This is a genomic window from Stenotrophomonas sp. YJH_SMC_17, assembly GCF_059371655.1.
On sequence record NZ_JCAFUU010000011.1, the window covers coordinates 1 to 20,298 of the forward strand.

The window sequence follows — 20,298 nt, forward strand, 5'->3', positions numbered from 1 at the left end:
CCCGAGCGACTCGGCCAACTCCACGGCTTGGTGCTTGAACTCATCGGTGTAGCTACGACGGGTGAGACGGGACATAAGGGACCTCCAAGTGCGATCAAAGTATCGCTTCTTGGCGTCCGCTGACGGGGGGCCAGATCAGTCAGCCGCATGGATGCGGCTGCCGAGCCTACAGGGACGTACTTGCGGCGTCCCCCGCGTACCCATGCCTCCCCGCCAAACCAACACACCCGCTCTTGCCGTTGCTCCGGCGGGTGCAGGGCCGCAGGCCCTGCAAAACAACCCCTTACTTGCCCCGCAAACGGCTGTGCCGGAACCCGTAGCAGAAATAGATCACGAAGCCGACGAAGGTCCACACGCCCATCAGCATCCAGTTGTGCATCGTCATCGCCGACAGCAGCGCCAGGCAGCTCAGCACGCCCAGGCTGCAGATCAGCCACGCCATCGGCATGCGGAACGGCCGCGGCAGGTCCGGCTGGGTACGGCGCAGGATCAGCACGCCGGCACACACGGCGGCAAACGCGATCAGCGTGCCCATCGAGGTCAGCTCGCCCAGGATGTCCAGCGGGAACAGCGCCGCCAGCAGCGCGATGCCGATGCCGGTGATCACGGTGTTGATGTGCGGGGTCCGGTACTTGGGGTGGATCTTGGTGAACACCGGTGGCAGCAGGCCGTCGCGGCCCATGATCATGAAGATGCGCGGCTGGCCGATGATCATCACCAGCACCACGGAGGACAGGCCGACCAGCGCGCCGACCTCGACCACCCAGCGCAGCCAACCCAGCTGCGGATGCGCGGCCACCGCGGTCACCACCGGCTCGTCGGTGCCCAGCAGCTGGAACGGCACCAGGCCGGTCATCACCGCGGCCATCGCGATGTACAGCACGGTGCAGACCACCAGTGACAGCATCATGCCGATCGGCATGTCGCGCTGCGGGTTCTTCGATTCCTGCGCCGCCACCGACACTGCCTCGAAGCCGATGTAGGCGAAGAACACCATCGCCGCGCCGCGCAGCACGCCTTCCATGCCGTACTTGCCGGGGCCTTCGTTGGCCGGGATGAATGGGGTCCAGTTGCTGGTGTCCACGTATTTCCAGCCGACCACGATGACCAGCACGATCAGGCCGGTCTTGAGCACGACCATCGCCATGTTCATCGCCGAGGACTTGCTGATGCCGACGTAGCACAGCCAGGTCAGCAGCAGCACCAGGGCCGCAGCAGGCAGGTTGGCGATCGCGCCGGTCGGGCGCAGCTGTGCGTCCAGTGGCGCACTGACCAGCGCGGCAGGGAGATGGATGTCGAACTGGCTGAGCAGACTGAGGAAATAGCCGGTCCAGCTGACCGCGACCGCCGAGGCGGAGACGCCGTATTCAAGCACCAGCATCCAGCCGATGAACCAGGCCGAGAGCTCGCCGAAGGTGGCATAGGTGTAGGTGTAGGCGCTGCCGGAAACCGGCACCATCGAGGCGAACTCGGCGTAGGCCAGCGCGCAGAAAGCGCAGCAGATGGCGGCCAGCACGAACGACAGCATGATCGCCGGGCCGGCGTGGTTGGCGGCGGCCTGGCCGGTGATGACGAAGATGCCGCCGCCGATCACCGCGCCGATGCCCAGGGCGGTCAGGCCCCAGGGGCCGAGGTGGCGGCGCAGGCTCAGGCCGTTGGCGTCTTCATGGGCGGCGTGCGGGTGCTTGGTGGCCCACAGTTGCTTGAACATGTCTGGTGGTCTTGTCGAAGCGCGCCGCAACCGGCGCGCAGGGAAAACGGACGGGCCGGCACAAGGCCGGCCCGTAGGCGGATCAGGGGGACTTGGCCAGCTTGCTGTTGCGGATGCCGTAGCCCAGGTAGATCAGCAGGCCGAGCAGCGTCCAGCCCACGAACAGGTGCCAGTGCACCACGAACGCCTGCCAGAACAGGAACAGGCAGGTGGCCGCGCCCAGCGGGCAGATGATCCACACCATCGGTACGCGGAACGGGCGATGGATCTCCGGCTTGGAATAGCGCAGCACGAGCACGCCGATGCAGACCGTGGCGAAGGCCAGCAGGGTGCCCATCGACACCAGTTCACCCAGCACGTTCAGCGGCACCAGGCCAGCCAGCGCGGCGGCGATCACGCCGACCACGATGGTGGCCACATACGGGGTGCGGAAGCGGGTGTGGACCTTGCCGAAGAACTTCGGCAGCAGGCCGTCGCGGGAAATGGTGTAGGCGATGCGGGTCTGGCCCATCATCATCACCAGCACCACCGAGGACAGGCCGGCGATGGCGCCGATTTCCACGAACGTCTTCAGCCAGGACAGGGTCGGGTAGGGTTCCAGTGCGGTGGCCACCGGCTTGTCGGTGCCCAGCAGGTGATACGGCATCATGCCGGTCAGCACCGCGCAGACGATGATGTAGACGATGGTGCACACGGCCAGCGAGCCGAGCAGGCCGATCGGCATGTTGCGCTGCGGGTCCTTGGTTTCACCGGCGGCGGTGGAGACCGCATCGAAACCGATGTAGGCGAAGAACACGATGGTGGCCGCACGGAACACGCCGCTCCAGCCGAACTCACCCGGCACGCCGGTGTTTTCCGGGATGAACGGCTGCCAGTTGGCCGGGTCGATGTGGGCCGCGCCGATGCCGATGAACAGGCAGATGACAGTGACCTTGATCGCCACGATGATCGCGTTGACGAAGGCCGACTGGGTCACGCCCACGTAGAGCAGGCCGGACACCGCCGCCACGATCAGCACCGCTGGCAGGTTGAACAGCTTGCCGGAGGCGATGAACTCGCTGCCTGTCCAGGCGATGGGCGCGGCGCTGAGTGCATCCGGGAACGGCATGTGCAGCGTGGTGGTGATGAAGCTGATCAGGTAGGCCGACCAGCCCACCGCGACCGAGGCCGAAGCGAACAGGTATTCCAGCACCAGGCACCAGCCGATGAACCAGGCCATGCCTTCGCCGAGGGTGGCGTAGGAGTACGAATAGGCGCTGCCGGAGACCGGCATCATTGCCGCGAACTCGGCATAGCACAGGCCCGCCAGGGCGCAGGCGAAACCGGCAATCACGAACGACAGCATGACTGCCGGGCCGGCATGGTTGGCCGCGGCCTGGCCGGTCAGCACGAAGATACCTGCGCCGATCACCGCACCCACGCCAAGCAGGATGAGGTGTTTAGCCGTGAGGGTCCGTTTCAACGTGGCTTCGCCGTCCAGGCTGCCTTCGATGGGTTCGCCAGCATCGACGTGCCCGGCCGGTTCAACCGGCTTGACCCTCAACAGAGCTTTCAGCATGCAGTACTTCCTAATGATCGGATGGGGTGGACCGCCGATACGTTGCCGGCAACCCTGGAATGGTGAAGGCCGCGCGAACGGCCCGCTGTACCTTAGCCAAAGCTGAAGCCAACGCACAAGCGCAATCGCAACAATGAACGGCGATAATGAGCAGTCATGTTCCTGATCCCGCCCATTCATGAGCCAGACCGCCGAAACCCTTGCCGTGCTTGACGATCGCCTGCGTGGCCTGTTGCGGGACTATGCCCGCCGCGTGCCGGCCCACGACGCACTGGCTGCCGAATTCGGCACATTGCTGGATGATCCGGAAGATCCGTTCCGGCGCGAACGGCTGGCCGGCCACTTCACTGCCAGCTGCTGGCTGGTCAGTGCCGACGGCCAGCGCCTGCTCCTGACCCACCACCGCAAGCTGCAGCGCTGGCTGCAGCTGGGCGGCCACGCCGACGGCGACCGCGACCTGGCCCGGGTCGCGCTGAAGGAGGCGGAAGAGGAGTCCGGCCTGAGCGGCCTGGTGCTGGAAGACCCTGCCATCTTCGACATCGACAAGCACTGGATTCCGGAACGCAAGGACGTGCCGGGACACTGGCACTACGACGTGCGTTTCGTGATCCGCGCACTCGGTGGCGAGGCCTTCGTGCTCAGCGAGGAATCGCTGGACCTGGCCTGGCGGCCGGTGGACGAGGTCGCGGCCGACCCGGAATCGGACGAATCGATGCAGCGCATGGCGCGCCGGTGGTTGGCGCGCTAGTAACCTGCAGAGCCGAGCCGATGCTCGGCTCGATGCGGGCCGGAACCGCAGCCGGGCATGGGCTCGGCTCTACAAGTGCAAGGCGGGGTCCGCGTCAATACAGGATGCGCGTGCGCAGCGTGCCCGGAATCGCGGCCAGTTCGTCGCGCACGGCGGCGGCCTGTTCCTCGCTGGCGGTGATGTCGATCACCACGTAACCCACCTTCGGGTCGGTGCGCAGGAACTGGCCATCGATGTTGACGTTGTGCCGCGAGAAGATCTCGTTGACCTTGGACAGCACGCCCGGCACGTTCTGGTGGATGTGCAGCAGGCGCAGGCTGTCGGCGTGCTCCGGCAGGGTCACTTCCGGGAAGTTGACCGCCGACAGGGTGCTGCCGTTGTCGCTGTAGCGCACCAGCTTGGCCGCCACTTCCACACCGATGTTGTCCTGCGCCTCCAGCGTGCTGCCGCCCACGTGCGGGGTCAGGATCACGTTGTCGTGGCGGGTCAGCGGCGATTCGAAGATATCGCCGTTGCCCTTCGGCTCGACCGGGAACACGTCCAGCGCGGCGCCGCCGACGTGGCCGCTGGCCAGCGCGGCATCCAGCGCATCGATGTCGACCACGGTGCCGCGTGCGGCATTGATCAGGTGCGCGCCCTTGCGCATCCTGGCCAGCTCGGTGCTGCCGATCATCCACTGCGTGGACGGGGTTTCCGGCACGTGCAGGGTGACGATGTCGGCGCGCGCCAGCAGGTCGTCCAGGCTGGCGGCGGCACGGGCATTGCCCAGCGCCAGCTTGGTTTCCACGTCGTGGAAGATCACCTGCATGCCCAGCGATTCGGCCAGCACGCCGACCTGGGTGCCGATGTGGCCGTAGCCGATGATGCCCAGGGTCTTGCCGCGCACCTCATGGCTGCCGCTGGCCGACTTCGACCAGCCGCCGCGATGGCATTCGGCGTTCTTCTGCGGAATGCCGCGGGTCAGCATGATCGCCTCGGCGATCACCAGCTCGGCCACGCTGCGGGTATTGGAATAGGGCGCGTTGAACACCGGGATGCCGGCCAGCTCGGCCGCGTCCAGGTCGACCTGGTTGGTGCCGATGCAGAAGCAGCCCACCGCGATCAGGCGCTTGGCCTCGGCCAGTACCTCAGCGCTGAGCTGGGTGCGCGAACGGATGCCGACGATGTGCGCCTCGGCGATGCGCGCCTTCAGTTCGTCCTCGGGCAGCGCCTTGGTGTGCGCTTCGATCTGGCTGTAGCCGGCGGCGCTGAACACCTCCACGGCGGTCTGGCTGACCCCCTCCAGCAACAGTACGCGGATATCCTGCTTCGGGAACGAGGTCTTCTTCGGCGACATGGGGCAACACGGCCAGTGGGACAGGGGCCAATCACTATGCCAGATCGCGACGCCCATGGTGCAGTGCGCAATTGGTTGCATCGGTAGCTATCTGCCTGCCTGCGGGGCTGGACGCTGGCGCGTGCCGCTGGCACGCTTGCCCGTTCTTCACGCCCCGCGCTGGACCGTCATGACCGATTCCCGCATTGCCTCGCTGCAGCAGGCCTGTCCCGGCCTGAAGCTGAAGACCGACCCGGCCGACCTGGAGCATTACGGGCGCGACTGGACCCGGCGCTGGACGCCGGCGCCACTGGTGATCGCGTTGCCGGCCACGGTCGAGGAAGTGCAGGCGGTGATGCGCTGGAGTGCCGAGCATGGCGTGGCGGTGGTGCCGTCCGGCGGCCGTACCGGCCTGTCCGGTGGCGCGGTGGCGGCCAACGGCGAGCTGGTGCTCAGCCTGGAACGGATGAACAAGGCGCTGGCCTACGATGCGGTCGATCGCACGCTGGTGGTGCAGGCCGGCATGCCGCTGGAAGCCGTGCACAACGCTGCGCTGGACCACGGTCTGATCTACCCGGTCGATTTCGCCGCGCGCGGTTCCTGCTCGATCGGCGGCAACATCGCCACCAATGCCGGTGGCATCCGGGTGATCCGCTACGGCAACACCCGTGAATGGATCGCCGGCCTGAAGGTGGTCACCGCCAGCGGCGAGTTGCTGGAGCTCAACAAGGGCCTGATCAAGAACTCCAGCGGCTATGACTTCCGCCAGCTGCTGATTGGTTCGGAAGGTACGTTGGGCGTGATCGTCGAGGCGACGGTGAAGCTGACCGATCCGCCGCCGGCCAGCAACGTGATGCTGCTGGCACTGCCCAGCTTCGAAGTGCTGATGCAGGTGTTCGCCGCGTTCCGCGCGCGCCTGCAGCTGCAGGCCTTCGAGTTCTTCACCGACCGGGCGCTGGAGCATGTGCTTGCCCATGGCGCGCAGGCGCCCTTCGATGAGGTGCATCCGTACTACGTGGTGACCGAATTCGCCGCCAATGACGAGGCCCAGGAGGCGGCGGCGATGGCGGCCTTCGAGGACTGCATGGGCAATGGCTGGGTCAGCGACGGGGTGATCAGTGCCAGCGATGCCCAGGCCGCCCATCTGTGGCGCCTGCGCGAAGGCATCACCGAATCGCTGGCGCGCTACAAACCCTACAAGAACGACGTCTCGGTACGGATCTCGGCGATGCCGGCGTTCCTGGCCGAAACCCAGGCACTGATCGGGCAGGCCTACCCGCACTTCGATGTGGTGTGGTTCGGCCATATCGGCGACGGCAACCTGCACATCAACGTGCTCAAGCCGGATGACACCAGCGACGCCGATTTCGTGGCGCAGTGCGAGCAGGTGACCAAGCTGCTGGCGCAGGTGCTGGCGCGCTTCGATGGCAGCATTTCGGCTGAACACGGCATCGGCCTGGTCAAGAAGGGCTACCTGGGCAGTACCCGCGGCCCAGCCGAGATCGCCCTGATGAAGGCAGTCAAACATGCGTTCGATCCCCAAGCGCGGCTGAATCCCGGCAAGCTGTTCGACGTCTGAGCCGGGAAATTCCTTCACGCACCCGCTACGCTCCCCGCATCCCAACAACCGGCTTCGAACCGATGACCCGTCCGCTTCTGTTGCTTGCCCTGCTGTCCCTGCCGCTGGCCGGCTTCGCTTCCAGCTTTGCCGGGACCTCGGCCGGTTCGGCCACCGGTGCGTCTTCCGGCTCCTCGGGCAGCAGCTCGGGTGATGACAAGGTGGTGCTTGCCGCACGCGATGATGCCGCCGCATTCGTTGCCAGCGACGGCCAGATCCGGGGCGCGCGCCTGCAGGCCGCGCTGGTCCACCTGCGCGAGCAGAGCACCGCCGCACAGCAGCAGAGCGATCTGGAACTGGCCCGCGCGCTGCTGGCGCGTTGATCCAGGCGGCATGACCTCTGCGTCATCGCTTTCTGTAGCGCCGAGCCATGCTCGGCTGGGCGCCAGGCGCCGATGGGTGGTTACAGCAGCCACGCATGGCGTGGCTCTACTGCTGACTGCTCACGTCGCGCACGCAGCTGATCGCCTGGAGCTCGATCCCTCCGGTCTCGATCCGGCACAGCGGCAGCTCGCCAGCCAGGCCCTGGCCGACGTGCAGGCGCTGTTGCCCGATGGCCTGCTGCGCGCATTGCCGGCACAGGTCCAGGTGGCCTGGCGCGATGATCTTCCTGCCCACGTGCATGGCCGTGCCTTCGCCGGTGGCATCGCGCTGCGCCGCGATCTGCTGGACGACAGTGCGCCCGGCGCCCGCCGTGCGCGGCGCAGCGCCCTGGTGCACGAGCTGACCCACGTTGCCGACCGTGGCGGCGCAAAGTGGTCGCGCAGCGCACGCTGGCGCGACCTCGCGGGCTGGCAACGCAAGCCCTGGCATCTGGGCCGAGGCGGTAACGAGTTCCGTGACCGCAGTCCCGATGCCTACGAGCTCGAAGACCCGGCCGAATACCTGGCGGTGAACGCCGAGCATTTCGTGCTCGACGGCGAGTTCGCCTGCCGGCGTCCGGCGTTGGCGCAGTGGTACCAGGCGCATTTCGGAACACCGCCGTCGCTGCCGCAGCCGCAGTGCTCCACGACGCTGCCCTTGCTGCAGGCCGAATCGGAGGAGGGCGCTGCATCGCTGCTGCAGCTCGACCCGGCGCACGTCTACGCGGTGGACTACCTGTTCGCCGAAGGCAGTGCGCAGCCAATGAGTCGCTGGGGCCACAGCATGCTGCGGCTGGTGATCTGCAAGCCGGGTCGCCCCCTGGGCCCGGATTGCCGGCTTGATCTCGAGTACCACCGCGTGCTGTCGTTCCGCGCGTTCGTCGGTGACGTGCAGATTTCCAACTGGCGTGGACTGACCGGCGGCTATCCCTCGCGGCTGTTCGTGCTGCCGCTGCAGCAGGTGGTGGACGAGTACACCAAGGTCGAGCTGCGCGGGCTGCAGTCGTTGCCGCTGCAGCTGGACCGCAGCGAAATCCCCAGCCTGCTCGAGCGCATCGCGCAGGTGCACTGGAGCTATGACGGGCGCTACTACTTCATCAGCAACAACTGCGCCGTGGAAACGGCCAAGCTGCTGCAGGCGGGCGTTCCGCGGCTGGGCGAGGCCGGGTTGGCCCAGCTGAGCCCGCGTGGCCTGAAGCGGCGACTGATGCGGCTGGACGTGCTCGACGAGCAGGTGCTGGCCGACCGCAGCGCAGCGCAGGCACAGGGGTATTACTTTGCTTCGGCGCGCGACCACTACCAGCAGCTGTTCGCAGTGGCAGCGGGGCAGCTGGCCTTGCCCGCCCGTGATGTGCGTGCCTGGTTGCAGCTGCCTGCACAGCAACGGGCACCGTGGCTGCTGAAAGGCGACTTGCGCGCCAGTGCCGGTCTGCTGTTGCTGGAACAGGCCGCACAGCGGCGCGCCGAGCTGCGCGCGCGTGACGTGCTCAAGCGGCAGCTGCTGGCTGCACCGGACAGTGCGGAAACCCGCAGCCTGCGCGGGCTGCTGGAGCAGAGCGGGCAGTGGTTGCGGCCGGGGACGCTGCTGCAGGACAGAGGCTATGGGTTGCCGCTGGGCGACGAGCAGGCCCTGCTGTCCGAGGCGGTGGCCACTGCCAGTGCGCAGGCCGTACCGGCCTGGCAGGCATTGCGCGTGCAGCTGCGGCAGCAGCTGCCGGCCAGGCAGCGCGACGAGATGGATGCGATCGATGCCAACCTGGCCGAACTCGGTGTGCATCTGCGCGAGCAGGCAGCGGCGCCGGCTACTGGCGCGGCAGCTCGATGACGAAGCGGCTGCCGCCGGCGCTGCCGGGCGTGCAGTAAACGCGGCCGCCATGTGCATCGGCGATGGCCTTGACCACCGCCAGGCCCAGTCCACTGCCGCCGCCCTGGCGCGAGCGCGAGCCATCGGCGCGCATGAACGGAGTGAAGATGTCGGTGTGAAGTTCCGGGTCGATGCCCGGACCTTCGTCTTCGATTGCCACCTGCACGTGTCCGGGCGTGTCATGCACGGCAATCCTCACCTTGCCCGGGCTGGCGTAGCGGCGCGCGTTCTCCAGCAGTGCCAGCAGGGCCTGGCGTAGTCGGGTCGGGTCACAGTGCGCGGCGTGTTCCTCGCGGCTGGTTTCCAGTTCCAGCACGAAGCCGGCGGCGCGGAACTGCGGATCGACCAGGGTCATCACCGAATGCACTTCGGCCACCACATCGGTGCGCGCGCGCCGTACATCCAGCCTGGCGTTGTCGGACAGGCTCAGCACTCGCAGGTCCTCGATCAGGCGTGACAGGCCTTCGACCTGGGCCAGCAGGCTGCGGAACTGCGTTTCGTCGGGCTGGAATACCCCTTCCGCCAGGCCCTGCAGGCGACCGCGCAGGATCGTCACCGGTGTCCGCAGTTCATGGGCGATGGCCGCATGCCACATCGCACGCTCGCTCTCCATGTGCTGCAGGCGGCGCGCCATTGCATTGAAGTCCTCGACCAGGGTCGCGACCTCACCCGGAGAATTCTCCTCGACGCTGGCGCGTGCGCCCAGGTTGCCGCCAGCAAGCGCACGCACGCTGTCCACCAGTGAATTCAAGGGTGACAGGATGCGATGGGCGAGACGGAACGAGGCGGCGATGGCCAGCGCCAGGCCGGTCAGGATCACCCCGACCATCCAGGCCAGCTCCGGCCCGGTCGGCAGCCAGCCTTCCGGCTCCTCGGTGCTGCCGGGGAAGAACTCGACCAGTACCGCATACAGCAGCCAGGACGACAGGATCATCATCACGATGACGCCGATCACCATCAGCGACATCGAGACGATGATGTGGCGGCTGAGCCCGGAGCGGCGCAGGCGGCCCATCAGCGGTCGGCCATCAACCGGTAGCCGACGCCGCGCACGCTGGCCGGCACATTGACCATGCCCACATCGTCCAGCTTGCGGCGCAGCTTGCTGACATGGCTGTCGACGGTGCGCTCAAGTGCTTCGCTTTCCGGAAGGCATTCGTGCATCAGCTCGCTGCGGCTGAAGATGCGCGACGGTGCCAGCGCCATGCAGTGCAGCAGCTTGAACTCGGTGAGGGTAAGCAGCACCTCGTGGCTGTAACCCTCGCCTTCCACGTGCACGGCATGGGTGGCCGAGTCGATCAGCAGCGGACCGACGCGCAGCGCGCTGGGGGCATCCACGCGCGAGGCGCGCAGCGTGCGCCGCAGCACTGCTCGCACGCGTGCCGCCACCTCGGCCGGATTGAATGGCTTGACCACGTAGTCGTCGGCGCCCATCCGCAGTGCGGTCAGCTTGTCCAGGTCCTGGTCCAGCGCGGTCAGCATGATCACCGGCGTTTCGCCGCGCTGGCGCAGCTGGGTCAGCACGCTCCAGCCGTCCAGCCGCGGCAGCTGCACATCCAGCAGGACCAGGTCGGGGCGGGCGCTGCGGTGCAGGTCCAGTGCGCTGTGGCCATCGGCGGCACGCAGGGTCCGTAGTCCTTCGCGCTCCAGATAGGCAGTGAGAATATCGGCGATCTCGGCCTCATCCTCGACGATCAGGACGAGGGCGGCGAGGGCAGGGGAGACATGCATGCAGGGGCGGGGCCTTAAGGTGCTTGCCTCCATCGTATCTCCACAGTTCCTCCATCGAAACCCCATCATCACCACGCACACTGCGCGCTTCGGAACCTATCCGCCGCCTGCGCGGCATTGTGCACAGCAATGAGAACCTTCAGGACGCCGGTCGCGTTGATCGCGGCCCTTACCCTGGCCATGACGGCCTGTTCCTCCCCCGAAGCCACCCCGGACGCGGCACCGCGCGTCAGCGTGGTCACTGTCGGTCCGCAGGTGGTGCAGCGCGACGACGAACTGCCCGGCCGCGTCGCCGCCGTTCGCACCGCACAGATCCGTGCGCAGGTCGGCGGCATCGTGCAGCGCCGCCTGTTCGATCAGGGTGCCGAAGTGAGCGCCGGCCAGGCCCTGTTCCAGATCGATCCGGCCGCGTTCCGTGCCGATGTCGATTCAGCGCTGGCCTCCCTGCAGCGCAGTGAGGCCGCGTTGCGCCGCAGCCGCGTGCAGGCGCAGCGCCTGCATGCACTGGCCGCCGTGCAGGCGGTCAGCCAGCAGCATCGCGACGATGCCAGTGCCGAGTACGAACAGGCCCGTGCGGCAGTGAACGAGGCGCGCGCGATCCTGGCACGACGCCAGCTCGACCTGCGCTATGCAACGGTCAGTGCACCGATTGCCGGACGCATCGACCAGGCGCTGGTGACCGAAGGCGCGCTGGTCGGTGTCGCCGACGCCGAACCGATGGCAGTGGTGCAGCAGATCGACCAGGTCTACGTGGACGTGCGGCAGCCGGCGGCACAGCTGGAGTCGCTGCAGCGCAGTGCCGGCGGCGGCGAGCTGCCGGTGACGATCATCGGTGCAGCCGGCAAGCCGCTGTCCGAGCGCGGCCAGCTGCTGTTTTCCGGCATCAATGTCGATGCGCGCACCGGTGACGTGATCCTCCGCATCCTGGTCGACAACCCGCAACGCCAGCTGTTGCCCGGCATGTACGTCCGCGCGAAAGTGCCGCGCGGTGCCCCCGCGAGCGCACTGACCGTGCCGCAGCAGGCCGTGCTGCGCAGTGCCGGCGGCCAGGCGTATGCCTGGGTGATCGGCGCCGACGGCAAGGCGGTGATCCGCACGTTGGAGGTCGATGGCAGCGTCAATCGCCAGTGGCTGGTGCGTACGGGCCTGAAGGCCGGCGAGAAGGTGGTGGTCGAGGGCCAGGAACGCCTGCAGGAAGGCGCGGTGGTCGATGCGCGGGACTGGCAGATGCCGGTCGCCAGTGCCGGTGCAGTGCAGGCCGGCAGCAAGGGCTGAGCCTTCTCCGGGCCGGTCTCTCCAGGGAAATCCAACATGGCACGTTTCTTCATCGATCGCCCGGTGTTCGCCTGGGTGCTGGCGATCTTCATCATTCTGGCCGGCGTGCTGGCGATCCCGCGCCTGGCGGTGGAGCGCTACCCGGCGGTCGCCCCGCCCAGCGTCAGCATCTACGCCAGCTACCCGGGCGCCAGCCCACAGACGCTGAACGATGCGGTGGTCGGCCTGATCGAGCGCGAGCTGTCCAGCGTCAAGCACCTGCTGTACTTCGAATCGTCGGTGGACACCTCCGGCGAAGCCTCCATCACCGCCACCTTCAAGCCCGGCACCGATCCGGAACTGGCACAGGTGGACGTGCAGAACCGGATCAAGGCGATCGAACCGCGCCTGCCGCGCAGCGTGCGCCAGAACGGCCTGTTCGTGGAGGCCGCCGATTCCGGCTTCCTGATGCTGGTCGGCCTGCGTTCGCCGGATGCCAGCGTCAGTGAGGCGGCGCTGGGCGACTTCATGGCGCGCAACATCATCGAGGAGCTGCGCCGTATCGATGGCGTCGGGCGGGTGCAGCTGTTCGGTGCCGAGCAGGCGATGCGGGTGTGGCTGGACCCGACCCGGTTGACGGGCTATGGCCTGACCATGGGCGATGTGGCGGTCGCCATCGAGCAGCAGAACCTGGAGATCTCGCCGGGACGCATCGGCGATTCGCCCGGCGTGCCGGGCCAGCGCATCACCGTGCCACTCAGCGCCGACGGTCAGCTGTCCACGCCGGAACAGTTCGCCGCCATCGTGCTGCGTGCCGGCGCCGATGGGTCGCGGGTGCTGCTGGGCGATGTCGCCCGCGTCGAGCTGGGCGCACAGAGTTATGCCTGGGGCACCCGCGAGGACGGCCATCCGGCCACTGCCGCCGGCGTGCAGCTACGCCCTGGCGCGAATGCGGTGCGGACCGCATCTGCCGTGCGCGAGCGCATGGCCGAACTGGCACCGCTGCTGCCGCGCGGCGTGGAGGCGAGCATTCCGTTCGACACCGCCCCCTTCGTGAAGATCTCGATCCAGAAGGTGGTGCAGACGCTGCTGGAAGCGATGCTGCTGGTGTTCGCGGTGATGTACCTGTTCCTGCAGAACTGGCGCTACACGCTGATTCCCGCGCTGGTCGCGCCGATAGCGTTGCTGGGTACCTTTGCGGTGATGCTGGCGCTGGGCTTCTCGATCAACGTGCTGACCATGTTCGGCATGGTGCTGGCGATCGGCATCATCGTTGACGATGCCATCGTGGTGGTCGAAGGCGTGGAGCGGATCATGGCCGAGGAACGCCTGCCACCCCGCGAAGCGACCATCAAGGCGATGCGCGAGCTGACCGGTGCGGTGATCGGCATCACCCTGGTGCTGACCGCGGTCTTCATTCCGATGGCATTCGCCAGCGGTTCGGTGGGCGCGATCTACCGCCAGTTCACCGTGGCGATGGCGGTGTCGATCCTGTTCTCGGCGCTGCTGGCATTGAGCCTGACCCCGGCGCTGTGCGCGACCCTGCTGCGCGCGAACACCGAGGGCCATCACGGTCGTGGCGGGCTGTTCGGTGCCTTCAACCGGGGCTTCGAGAAAATGACCGGGCGCTACCAGCGTGGTGTGGCGTCGGTGCTGCAGCGGAGCGGGAGGGTGATGGGCGTGTTCGCCGCGCTGGTGGCGGCACTGCTGCTGGGCCTGCACTGGCTGCCGGGCGCGTTCCTGCCGGAAGAGGACCAGGGTTACTTCATGACCTCGATCCAGTTGCCGGCCGAAGCCACCGCCGAACGCACGCTGGCGGTGGTTGAAGCTTACGAACGTCATGTGGCCTCGCGCCCGGGCATCGGTTCCAACCAGGCGATCCTGGGCTACAGCTTCTCCGGTTCGGGGCCGAGCGCAGCGCTGACCTACACCATGCTGAAAGACTGGGGCGAGCGCGCCGGCGCCACCGCGGCCGGAGAGGTCGAGGCCGCGCAGAAGGCGATGGCCACGATTGCCGAAGGCGAGGTGATGAGCGTGATGCCGCCGGCCATCGACAGCCTGGGTCGTTCCTCCGGCTTTTCGCTGGCGCTTCAGGCGCGTACCGGCCAGAGCCAGGCCGAACTGCGCGCAGCACTGCAGCAGCTGCTGAAACTGGCCGAGGCCAGCCCGCTGCTGTCGGAGGTGCATGCCGATGGCCTGCCGGCCGGCACCAGCGTGCGGCTGGACATCGACCGCGCCAAGGCCGAGGCGATGGGCGTGGGTTTCGAGCACATCAGCAGCACGTTGTCGGCAGCGATGGGTTCGCAGTATGTCAACGACTTCCCCAACAAGGGCCGGTTGCAGCAGGTGATCCTGCAGGCCGATGCGCCGCACCGGATGGAGCTGGAGGACGTGCTGAAGCTGTATGTGCGCAACAGCGAAGGCGGGATGGTGGCACTGTCCGAACTGGTGACGCCGCACTGGACCCAAGCGCCGCTGCAGCTGCAGCGCTACCTCGGCTTCCCAGCGCTGAACCTGTCCGGCGCACCGGCCTCCGGCGTGTCGACCGGCCAGGCCATGGCGGAGATGGAGCGGTTGGCTCAGAAGCTGCCGTCCGGATTTGCCTTGCAGTGGACCAGCCAGTCGCTGCAGGAGCGCGAGTCGGGCGCGCAGGCGCCGTGGCTGCTGCTGCTGTCGATGCTGGTGGTGTTCCTGGTGCTGGCGGCGCTGTACGAGAGCTGGTCGATTCCGCTGGCGGTGATGCTGGTGGTGCCGTTGGGCCTGCTCGGCGCGGTGGCTGCGGTGCTGTTGCGCGGCATGCCCAACGACGTGTTCTTCAAGGTCGGCATGATCACCGTGATCGGGCTGTCGGCGAAGAACGCGATCCTCATCGTCGAATTCGCGCGCCAACTGCAGCAGCAGGGGCGCGGCCTGGTCGAAGCGGCACGGGAGGCGGCGCGGCTGCGCCTGCGGCCGATCGTGATGACCTCGCTGGCGTTCGCGCTGGGCGTGGTGCCGTTGATGCTGGCGCAGGGCGCGTCGAAGGAAACCCAGCAGGCGATCGGAACCGGGGTGTTCGGCGGCATGGTCAGTGCGACCGTGCTGGCCGTGTTCTTCGTGCCGGTCTTCTATGTAGTGGTGCAGGGCGCGCGGCAGTGGATCGCGCAGCGCCTGCGCAGGCGCCGGCCGATGCCGGAAGGAACCGTGGATGGAACGGAACATCGTTGAAGATCTGCATGAGCAACAGTTGATGGCGCTGGAGCAGCGCCTGTGCGCTGCGCTGCTGAAAAATGACCACGATGCGTTGGCCGCGCTGGTATCGCCGGCATTGTTCATGATGGACGGGCAGGGTGGACGCATGCTCGATCTGCCATGGCTGGGCGACTGGCTGGCCGGGAAAGTGCAGGTGAGGAGCCTGCAGACGTGCGCAGTGGAAACGCTGCTGTGCGGGCGTCTGGCATTGCTGTCCAGCGACGTGCGTTTGTCGCTGCGCGGGCAGGGCCAGGAGCGCGAACTGGAACTGCGCCTGCTGCGCGTATGGACCCGCAGTTCCGGCGACAGTGGCGCACAGCTGCTGTCGATGGCGGTGCTGGCCGCGTGAGCGCGGTCAGGCCCCTTTCAGGCCCCGCTCACCGGCAGGTGGTAGGGTCGATGATCTTAGTAGTGTCGACAAGGAGTCGAGCCATGCGTGTAGTTCCCAGTCTGTTGGCAGCCTCGCTCGGGTTTGTCCTGGCCGCGTGCCAACCCGCCCAGCCGCCTGTTGCGGGTGGCAATGACACCGCGCCGCCCACACCGCAACCGGAGGCCAGCACTGGCAGCGCAACCGCGTTCCAGTGCGGTGACCTGAGCGTGCGCGCGACCTTCAACGGCGAGGACGCGGCTACGGTGGTGATCGGCGATCGCACGTTCGCGATGACCTCCGAACGTGCCGCTTCGGGTGCGAAATACGCTGATGGCAAGGGCAACAGTTTCTGGACCAAGGGCAGCGATGATGGCCTGCTCAGCCTGAAGGGCGAGGCGGACCGCGAGTGCCACGCGGTGGATGCCACTGAAGGTGATGGGAGTGCGGGCACTGCTGCGTTCCGTGCCTCCGGTAACGAGCCGGGCTGGCTGGCGGTCGTCGATGGAGACGCGCCGGGCCTGCAGGTGGAAGTCGACTATGGCGAGCGCCGCTTCGACGTGGCCAAGCCCACCGAAGGTGCCGATGGCTGGAGTGGCAAGGCGTCCGATGGCACCGACGTCAAGCTCAGCTTCCAGCGCACTACCTGCCAGGATGACATGAGCGGTGAAGCCTTCGAGGCCAAGGCGATGCTGACCGTGGGCACACGCCAGTACCATGGCTGTGGCAACTTCGGCGCGAAGCAGCCGTAAGTTACCTGTAGAGCCGAGCCCACGCTCGGCTGCAGTACCTGTCCAACCCACAGCAGCCGAGCGTGGGCTCGGCTCTACACATCCGCTGCCACCGATGATCCGTCCGCTGCCGGCGGCGAACACGCCGCAGGCAGGGACAGGCAGGCGATCAGCGCAAGGCGCTTAGTCGGCGCGGCCAGCGAATTCGCCGGTGGCGGTGTTCACCAGCACGCGTTCGCCGTTGACAATGTACTCCGGCACCATGATCTCGATGCCGGTGTTGAGCTTGGCCGGCTTCGGGCGCTTGGTGGCGGTGCCACCCTTCAGTTCCGGCGGGGTCTCGATCACTTCCAGCACCACCGAGGCCGGCAGCTGGATCGCCACCGGCTGCTCGTCGATGACCTGCACGTAGATGCCGGTCAGGCCGTCGGTGATGTAGCCCGCGTCGTCGCCGATCACGTCCGCGTCCAGGGTGTAGGGGGTGTAGTCCTCGTCATCGAGGAACACGAACGCGTCGCCGTCCTTGTACGAATAGGTGGACTGGCGGCGCAGCAGTTCGACCTCGACCAGGTTGTCGTCGGCATCGAAGCTGGCGTCGAGCTTGTTGCCGCCCGGCACGCTGTACATGATGAAGCGGAAGCGGACGTTGCCGCCGCGACCCTGCGGCGAGCTGCGCTCGATGTCGCGGATCTGGTACACGCCGTTGTTGTACTCGACGACGTTGCCCTTCTTGATGTCGTTGGCTTTCATGATGATCTAGGTCGTTGGGGGAGGGCGCCGTCCCGGCGCCCGGCGGGAATCACTTCGGAGCGAGGCGGGTAGCGCCGTCCAGGCGGATGGTCTCGCCGTTGAGGTAGGTGTTGCCGAGGATGAAGCCGACCAGGCTGGCGAAGTCTTCCGGCTTGCCCAGGCGCGACGGGAACGGGATCGAGGCGGCCAGCGACTGCTGTACGGACTCGGGCATGCCGTCGACCATGGGCGTCCAGAACACGCCGGGCGCAATCGTATTGACGCGGATGCCGAAGCGCGACAGTTCGCGCGCCATCGGCAGCGTCATCGAGACCACGCCGCCCTTGCTGGCGGCATACGCGGCCTGGCCGATCTGGCCTTCATAGGCGGCGATGCTTGCGGTGTTGATGATCACGCCGCGCTCGCCGTCGGTGCCGGATTCGTTGTGCTGCATGCGGTTGGCTGCGGCCTTGGCGACGTTGAAGCTGCCGATCAGGTTGACCATCACCGTGCTCTGGAAACCGGCCAGCGGCATCGGGCCTTCTTTGCCCAGCACGCGACCGGCGCCGAGGATGCCGGCGCAGTTCATCGCCACGTTGAGGCCGCCGAGGAAATCGTGGGCCTGGTCGATGGCCGCGATTACCGCCGCCTCATCGCTGACGTTGACGTTGAAGTAGCGGGCCTTGTCGTCGCCCAGTCCGGCGACGGCGGCAGCGCCCTTGTCGTCGTTGAGGTCGAACAGGGCCACCTTGCCGCCCTGGGCGACGAGGTGCTGGGCCACAGCCAGGCCGAGGCCGGAGACGCCGCCAGTGATCACGGCACGTACGGAAGACAGCTGCATTGAACGGTCCTGCAGGTTCGAGAACCGCCGATTCTAACGGAAGCCGGGACCGTCGCCGTTGTGCACTGCGCCGCCCGGCAAGGGCGGCGCAGCGCCGCCGTCAACCGGCGGCGGCCAGCGCCTGGCCGGTGCGGCTGGCAGTCGCGCGGCCGAGCAGGCCGGCCAGCCAGCGCCCGGTCTCGGCCAGGGCCGGCAGGTCCACGCCGCTGTCCAGGCCCAGGCCCTGCAGCAGGTAGACCACGTCTTCGCTGGCGACGTTGCCGCTGGCGCCCTTCGCATACGGGCAGCCACCGGCGCCCGAGACCGCGCTGTCGACCACGCGCACGCCTTCTTCCAGGCAGGTGGCGATGTTGGCGATGGCCTGGCCGTAGGTGTCGTGGAAGTGCACGGCCAGTGCCGACATCGGAATCTCGGCCGCCACTGCCTGCAGCATCGCCCGCGCCTTGCGCGGGGTGCCGACGCCGATGGTGTCGCCCAGCGAGATTTCGTAACAGCCCATGTGGTGCAGGGCGCGCGCCACGCGCACCACGTCGGCCAGCGGCACATCGCCCTGGTAGGGGCAGCCGAGCACGGTGGACACGTAGCCGCGCACGCGCACGCCATCGGCGGCGGCACGGCGCAGGATCGGTTCGAACCGCGCCAGCGATTCATCGATGCCGGCATTGGTGTTGGTGCGATTGAACGCTTCGGAGGCCGCGGTGAACACCGCCACTTCTTCCACGCCCACCGCACGGGCACGGTCGTAGCCCTGCTCGTTCGGCACCAGCACCGGGTAGTGGATGCCGGGTCGGCGCTGGATGCCGGCATAGACCTCGGCGGCATCGGCCAGCTGCGGGATCCACTTCGGGCTGACGAAACTCGTCGCCTCGATGCTGCGCAGGCCGGTGCCGGACAGGCGGTTGATCAGTTCGATCTTGTCGGAGGTGGACACCGACTGCTTCTCGTTCTGGAGGCCGTCACGCGGGCCGACCTCGACGATGCGGACGTAGTCGCTCATGCGGTTGCCCCATTGGCAGGGCGGTGGCAGACCGCCTCGATGTTGTTGCCGTCCGGGTCGAGCACGAAGGCGGCGTAGTAGTCCGGGTGGTACCACGGTCGCAGGCCAGGGGCGCCGTTGTCGCGGCCGCCGGCGGCGAGCGCGGCGGCATGGAAGGCATCCACCTGCGCACGGCTGGTGCAGGCGAAGGCCACATGCACCCCGTGGCTGGCGGTGCCGCCATTGCCGAGCCAGAAGAACGGCTTGGCGTTGCTGCCGAAGCCGATGTGGTCGTGGTCGCCGGTCTGTTCGGCAGTCACTTCCATCACCACGCCGATCTGCAGCGGCGCCAGCGCCTGCAGGAAGAAGGTCTTGCTGCGCGCCAGGTCGGCGCTGGTCAAACCAAGATGATCGAGCATGTTCAGGCTTCCGTGACCCAGTGCGGTGCGCGCTTGTCGAGGAAGGCGCCCAGGCCTTCCTGCCCCTCGGCGGACACCCGCAGGCGCGCGATCAGGGCAGCATTGTCCCGATCCAGCGCGTCGCGGTCATGGCTGTCGCGGACCTGCCGCACCAGCTGCTTGGCGGTGGACGAGGCGATCGGGCCGGCCTTGTCGAGCAGGGCGAGCTGGCGTTCCAGTGCTTCGTCCAGGCGTTCGGGCTCGACCAGCTGGTGGACCAGGCCGATGCGCAGCGCGGTATCGGCGTCGAAGTGCTCGCCGGTGGCGAACCAGCGGCGGGCCTGGCGCGGGCCGATGGCCTCGATCACGTAGGGCGAGATGACCGCCGGCAGCAGGCCGAGGCGGCTTTCGGTCAGGCCGAAGCGGGCCGAGGTACTGGCAATGGCGATGTCGCAGCAGGCGACCAGGCCGACGCCGCCACCGAAGGCCGCGCCGTGGACCCGGGCGAGGGTCGGCTTGGGCAGCTCGTCCAGGGTGCGCATCAACCGTGCCAGGGCCAGCGAGTCCTCGCGGTTGTCGGCCTCGCTGGCTGCAGCCATGCCGCGCATCCATTGCATGTCGGCACCGGCCGAGAAGGAGGCGCCATGGCCGGCCAGTACCACCGCGCGCACCGAATCTTCGCGGCCGGCGGCCTCAAGCGCGGCGGTGAGGCGGGCGATCAGGCCGGCGTCAAAGGCGTTGTGCAGCTCCGGCCGGTTCAGCCAGAGGGTGAGGACGGCGCCACGGCGCTCGATCTGCAAAGCATCGTTCATGGGATTCCAGGGTCACTCCATACCTGTATGGATCATAGCGGGCCATTGGTCA

18 protein-coding genes are annotated in these 20,298 nt (G+C 67.6%); 8 read left to right on the forward strand and 10 right to left on the reverse strand.

What is annotated here, in order from left to right:
* Nucleotides 1–283 precede the first annotated feature (283 nt).
* Both AC5P8Z_RS19055 and AC5P8Z_RS19060 read right to left on the reverse strand, forming a co-directional pair.
* Complete coding sequence (locus tag AC5P8Z_RS19055) at nt 284–1,711, reverse strand: amino acid permease (protein ID WP_286075758.1); 1,428 nt, start codon at nt 1,709–1,711, stop codon at nt 284–286.
* An 82-nt stretch (nt 1,712–1,793) separates the two neighbouring features.
* Entirely contained in the window at nt 1,794–3,269 is a 1,476-nt protein-coding gene (locus AC5P8Z_RS19060; protein WP_049434985.1) for an amino acid permease, read from the reverse strand.
* A 178-nt stretch (nt 3,270–3,447) separates the two neighbouring features.
* On the opposite strand from AC5P8Z_RS19060, the gene AC5P8Z_RS19065 reads away from it, so the two are divergent.
* Nucleotides 3,448–4,017, forward strand: coding sequence for an NUDIX hydrolase (locus tag AC5P8Z_RS19065; RefSeq protein WP_295568095.1), 570 nt, complete (start codon nt 3,448–3,450; stop codon nt 4,015–4,017).
* A 94-nt stretch (nt 4,018–4,111) separates the two neighbouring features.
* Here AC5P8Z_RS19065 and serA read toward each other — a convergent pair whose 3' ends face one another.
* Nucleotides 4,112–5,353 (reverse strand): phosphoglycerate dehydrogenase, encoded by a 1,242-nt coding sequence (gene serA, locus AC5P8Z_RS19070; protein WP_133934543.1) that lies wholly within the window; start codon nt 5,351–5,353, stop codon nt 4,112–4,114.
* Between the two features lie 169 nt (nt 5,354–5,522).
* On the opposite strand from serA, the gene AC5P8Z_RS19075 reads away from it, so the two are divergent.
* From AC5P8Z_RS19075 to AC5P8Z_RS19085, 3 genes are all read left to right on the forward strand, one after another.
* The gene (locus AC5P8Z_RS19075) at nt 5,523–6,911 is read left to right on the forward strand and encodes an FAD-binding oxidoreductase (protein WP_495229767.1); all 1,389 of its coding nucleotides are present in this window, start codon (nt 5,523–5,525) and stop codon (nt 6,909–6,911) included.
* 62 nt (nt 6,912–6,973) lie between these two features.
* Nucleotides 6,974–7,273 (forward strand): DUF2388 domain-containing protein, encoded by a 300-nt coding sequence (locus AC5P8Z_RS19080; protein ID WP_014037036.1) that lies wholly within the window; start codon nt 6,974–6,976, stop codon nt 7,271–7,273.
* Nucleotides 7,274–7,283: 10 nt separating this feature from the next.
* Entirely contained in the window at nt 7,284–9,137 is a 1,854-nt protein-coding gene (locus tag AC5P8Z_RS19085; RefSeq protein ID WP_495229768.1) for a DUF7844 domain-containing protein, read from the forward strand.
* On the opposite strand, the gene AC5P8Z_RS19090 is transcribed toward AC5P8Z_RS19085, so the two are convergent.
* Both AC5P8Z_RS19090 and AC5P8Z_RS19095 read right to left on the reverse strand, forming a co-directional pair.
* Entirely contained in the window at nt 9,115–10,191 is a 1,077-nt protein-coding gene (locus AC5P8Z_RS19090; protein WP_495229769.1) for an ATP-binding protein, read from the reverse strand. The two genes, AC5P8Z_RS19085 and AC5P8Z_RS19090, sit on opposite strands and share 23 nt — an antisense overlap.
* The gene (locus AC5P8Z_RS19095; protein ID WP_495229770.1) at nt 10,191–10,907 is read right to left on the reverse strand and encodes a response regulator; all 717 of its coding nucleotides are present in this window, start codon (nt 10,905–10,907) and stop codon (nt 10,191–10,193) included. The genes AC5P8Z_RS19090 and AC5P8Z_RS19095 overlap by 1 nt, the downstream gene beginning before the upstream one ends.
* 129 nt (nt 10,908–11,036) lie before the next feature.
* Between AC5P8Z_RS19095 and AC5P8Z_RS19100 the strand changes: the two genes are divergently transcribed.
* The 4 genes from AC5P8Z_RS19100 to AC5P8Z_RS19115 all read left to right on the forward strand — a co-directional run bounded on the left by AC5P8Z_RS19100 (nt 11,037) and on the right by AC5P8Z_RS19115 (nt 16,511).
* The gene (locus AC5P8Z_RS19100) at nt 11,037–12,182 is read left to right on the forward strand and encodes an efflux RND transporter periplasmic adaptor subunit (RefSeq protein WP_286071839.1); all 1,146 of its coding nucleotides are present in this window, start codon (nt 11,037–11,039) and stop codon (nt 12,180–12,182) included.
* A 36-nt stretch (nt 12,183–12,218) separates the two neighbouring features.
* Nucleotides 12,219–15,368, forward strand: coding sequence for a multidrug efflux RND transporter permease subunit (locus AC5P8Z_RS19105; RefSeq protein WP_495229771.1), 3,150 nt, complete (start codon nt 12,219–12,221; stop codon nt 15,366–15,368).
* Nucleotides 15,349–15,741, forward strand: a complete 393-nt coding sequence (locus tag AC5P8Z_RS19110; RefSeq protein ID WP_495229772.1) for a nuclear transport factor 2 family protein — start codon at nt 15,349–15,351, stop codon at nt 15,739–15,741. The genes AC5P8Z_RS19105 and AC5P8Z_RS19110 overlap by 20 nt, the downstream gene beginning before the upstream one ends.
* A gap of 83 nt (nt 15,742–15,824) precedes the next feature.
* The gene (locus AC5P8Z_RS19115) at nt 15,825–16,511 is read left to right on the forward strand and encodes a COG3650 family protein (protein ID WP_495229773.1); all 687 of its coding nucleotides are present in this window, start codon (nt 15,825–15,827) and stop codon (nt 16,509–16,511) included.
* 162 nt (nt 16,512–16,673) lie between these two features.
* Here AC5P8Z_RS19115 and yeiP read toward each other — a convergent pair whose 3' ends face one another.
* From yeiP to AC5P8Z_RS19140, 5 genes are all read right to left on the reverse strand, one after another.
* Nucleotides 16,674–17,240, reverse strand: a complete 567-nt coding sequence (gene yeiP / locus AC5P8Z_RS19120; protein WP_005409468.1) for an elongation factor P-like protein YeiP — start codon at nt 17,238–17,240, stop codon at nt 16,674–16,676.
* A gap of 49 nt (nt 17,241–17,289) precedes the next feature.
* On the reverse strand, nt 17,290–18,060 hold the full coding sequence (locus tag AC5P8Z_RS19125; RefSeq protein WP_295568111.1) for an SDR family oxidoreductase: 771 nt from the start codon (nt 18,058–18,060) through the stop codon (nt 17,290–17,292).
* Nucleotides 18,061–18,160: 100 nt separating this feature from the next.
* On the reverse strand, nt 18,161–19,057 hold the full coding sequence (locus tag AC5P8Z_RS19130; protein ID WP_495229774.1) for a hydroxymethylglutaryl-CoA lyase: 897 nt from the start codon (nt 19,055–19,057) through the stop codon (nt 18,161–18,163).
* On the reverse strand, nt 19,054–19,455 hold the full coding sequence (locus AC5P8Z_RS19135) for a VOC family protein (protein ID WP_286071845.1): 402 nt from the start codon (nt 19,453–19,455) through the stop codon (nt 19,054–19,056). The genes AC5P8Z_RS19130 and AC5P8Z_RS19135 overlap by 4 nt, the downstream gene beginning before the upstream one ends.
* A gap of 2 nt (nt 19,456–19,457) precedes the next feature.
* Nucleotides 19,458–20,246, reverse strand: a complete 789-nt coding sequence (locus tag AC5P8Z_RS19140) for an enoyl-CoA hydratase/isomerase family protein (RefSeq protein WP_286071846.1) — start codon at nt 20,244–20,246, stop codon at nt 19,458–19,460.
* Nucleotides 20,247–20,298 lie beyond the last annotated feature (52 nt).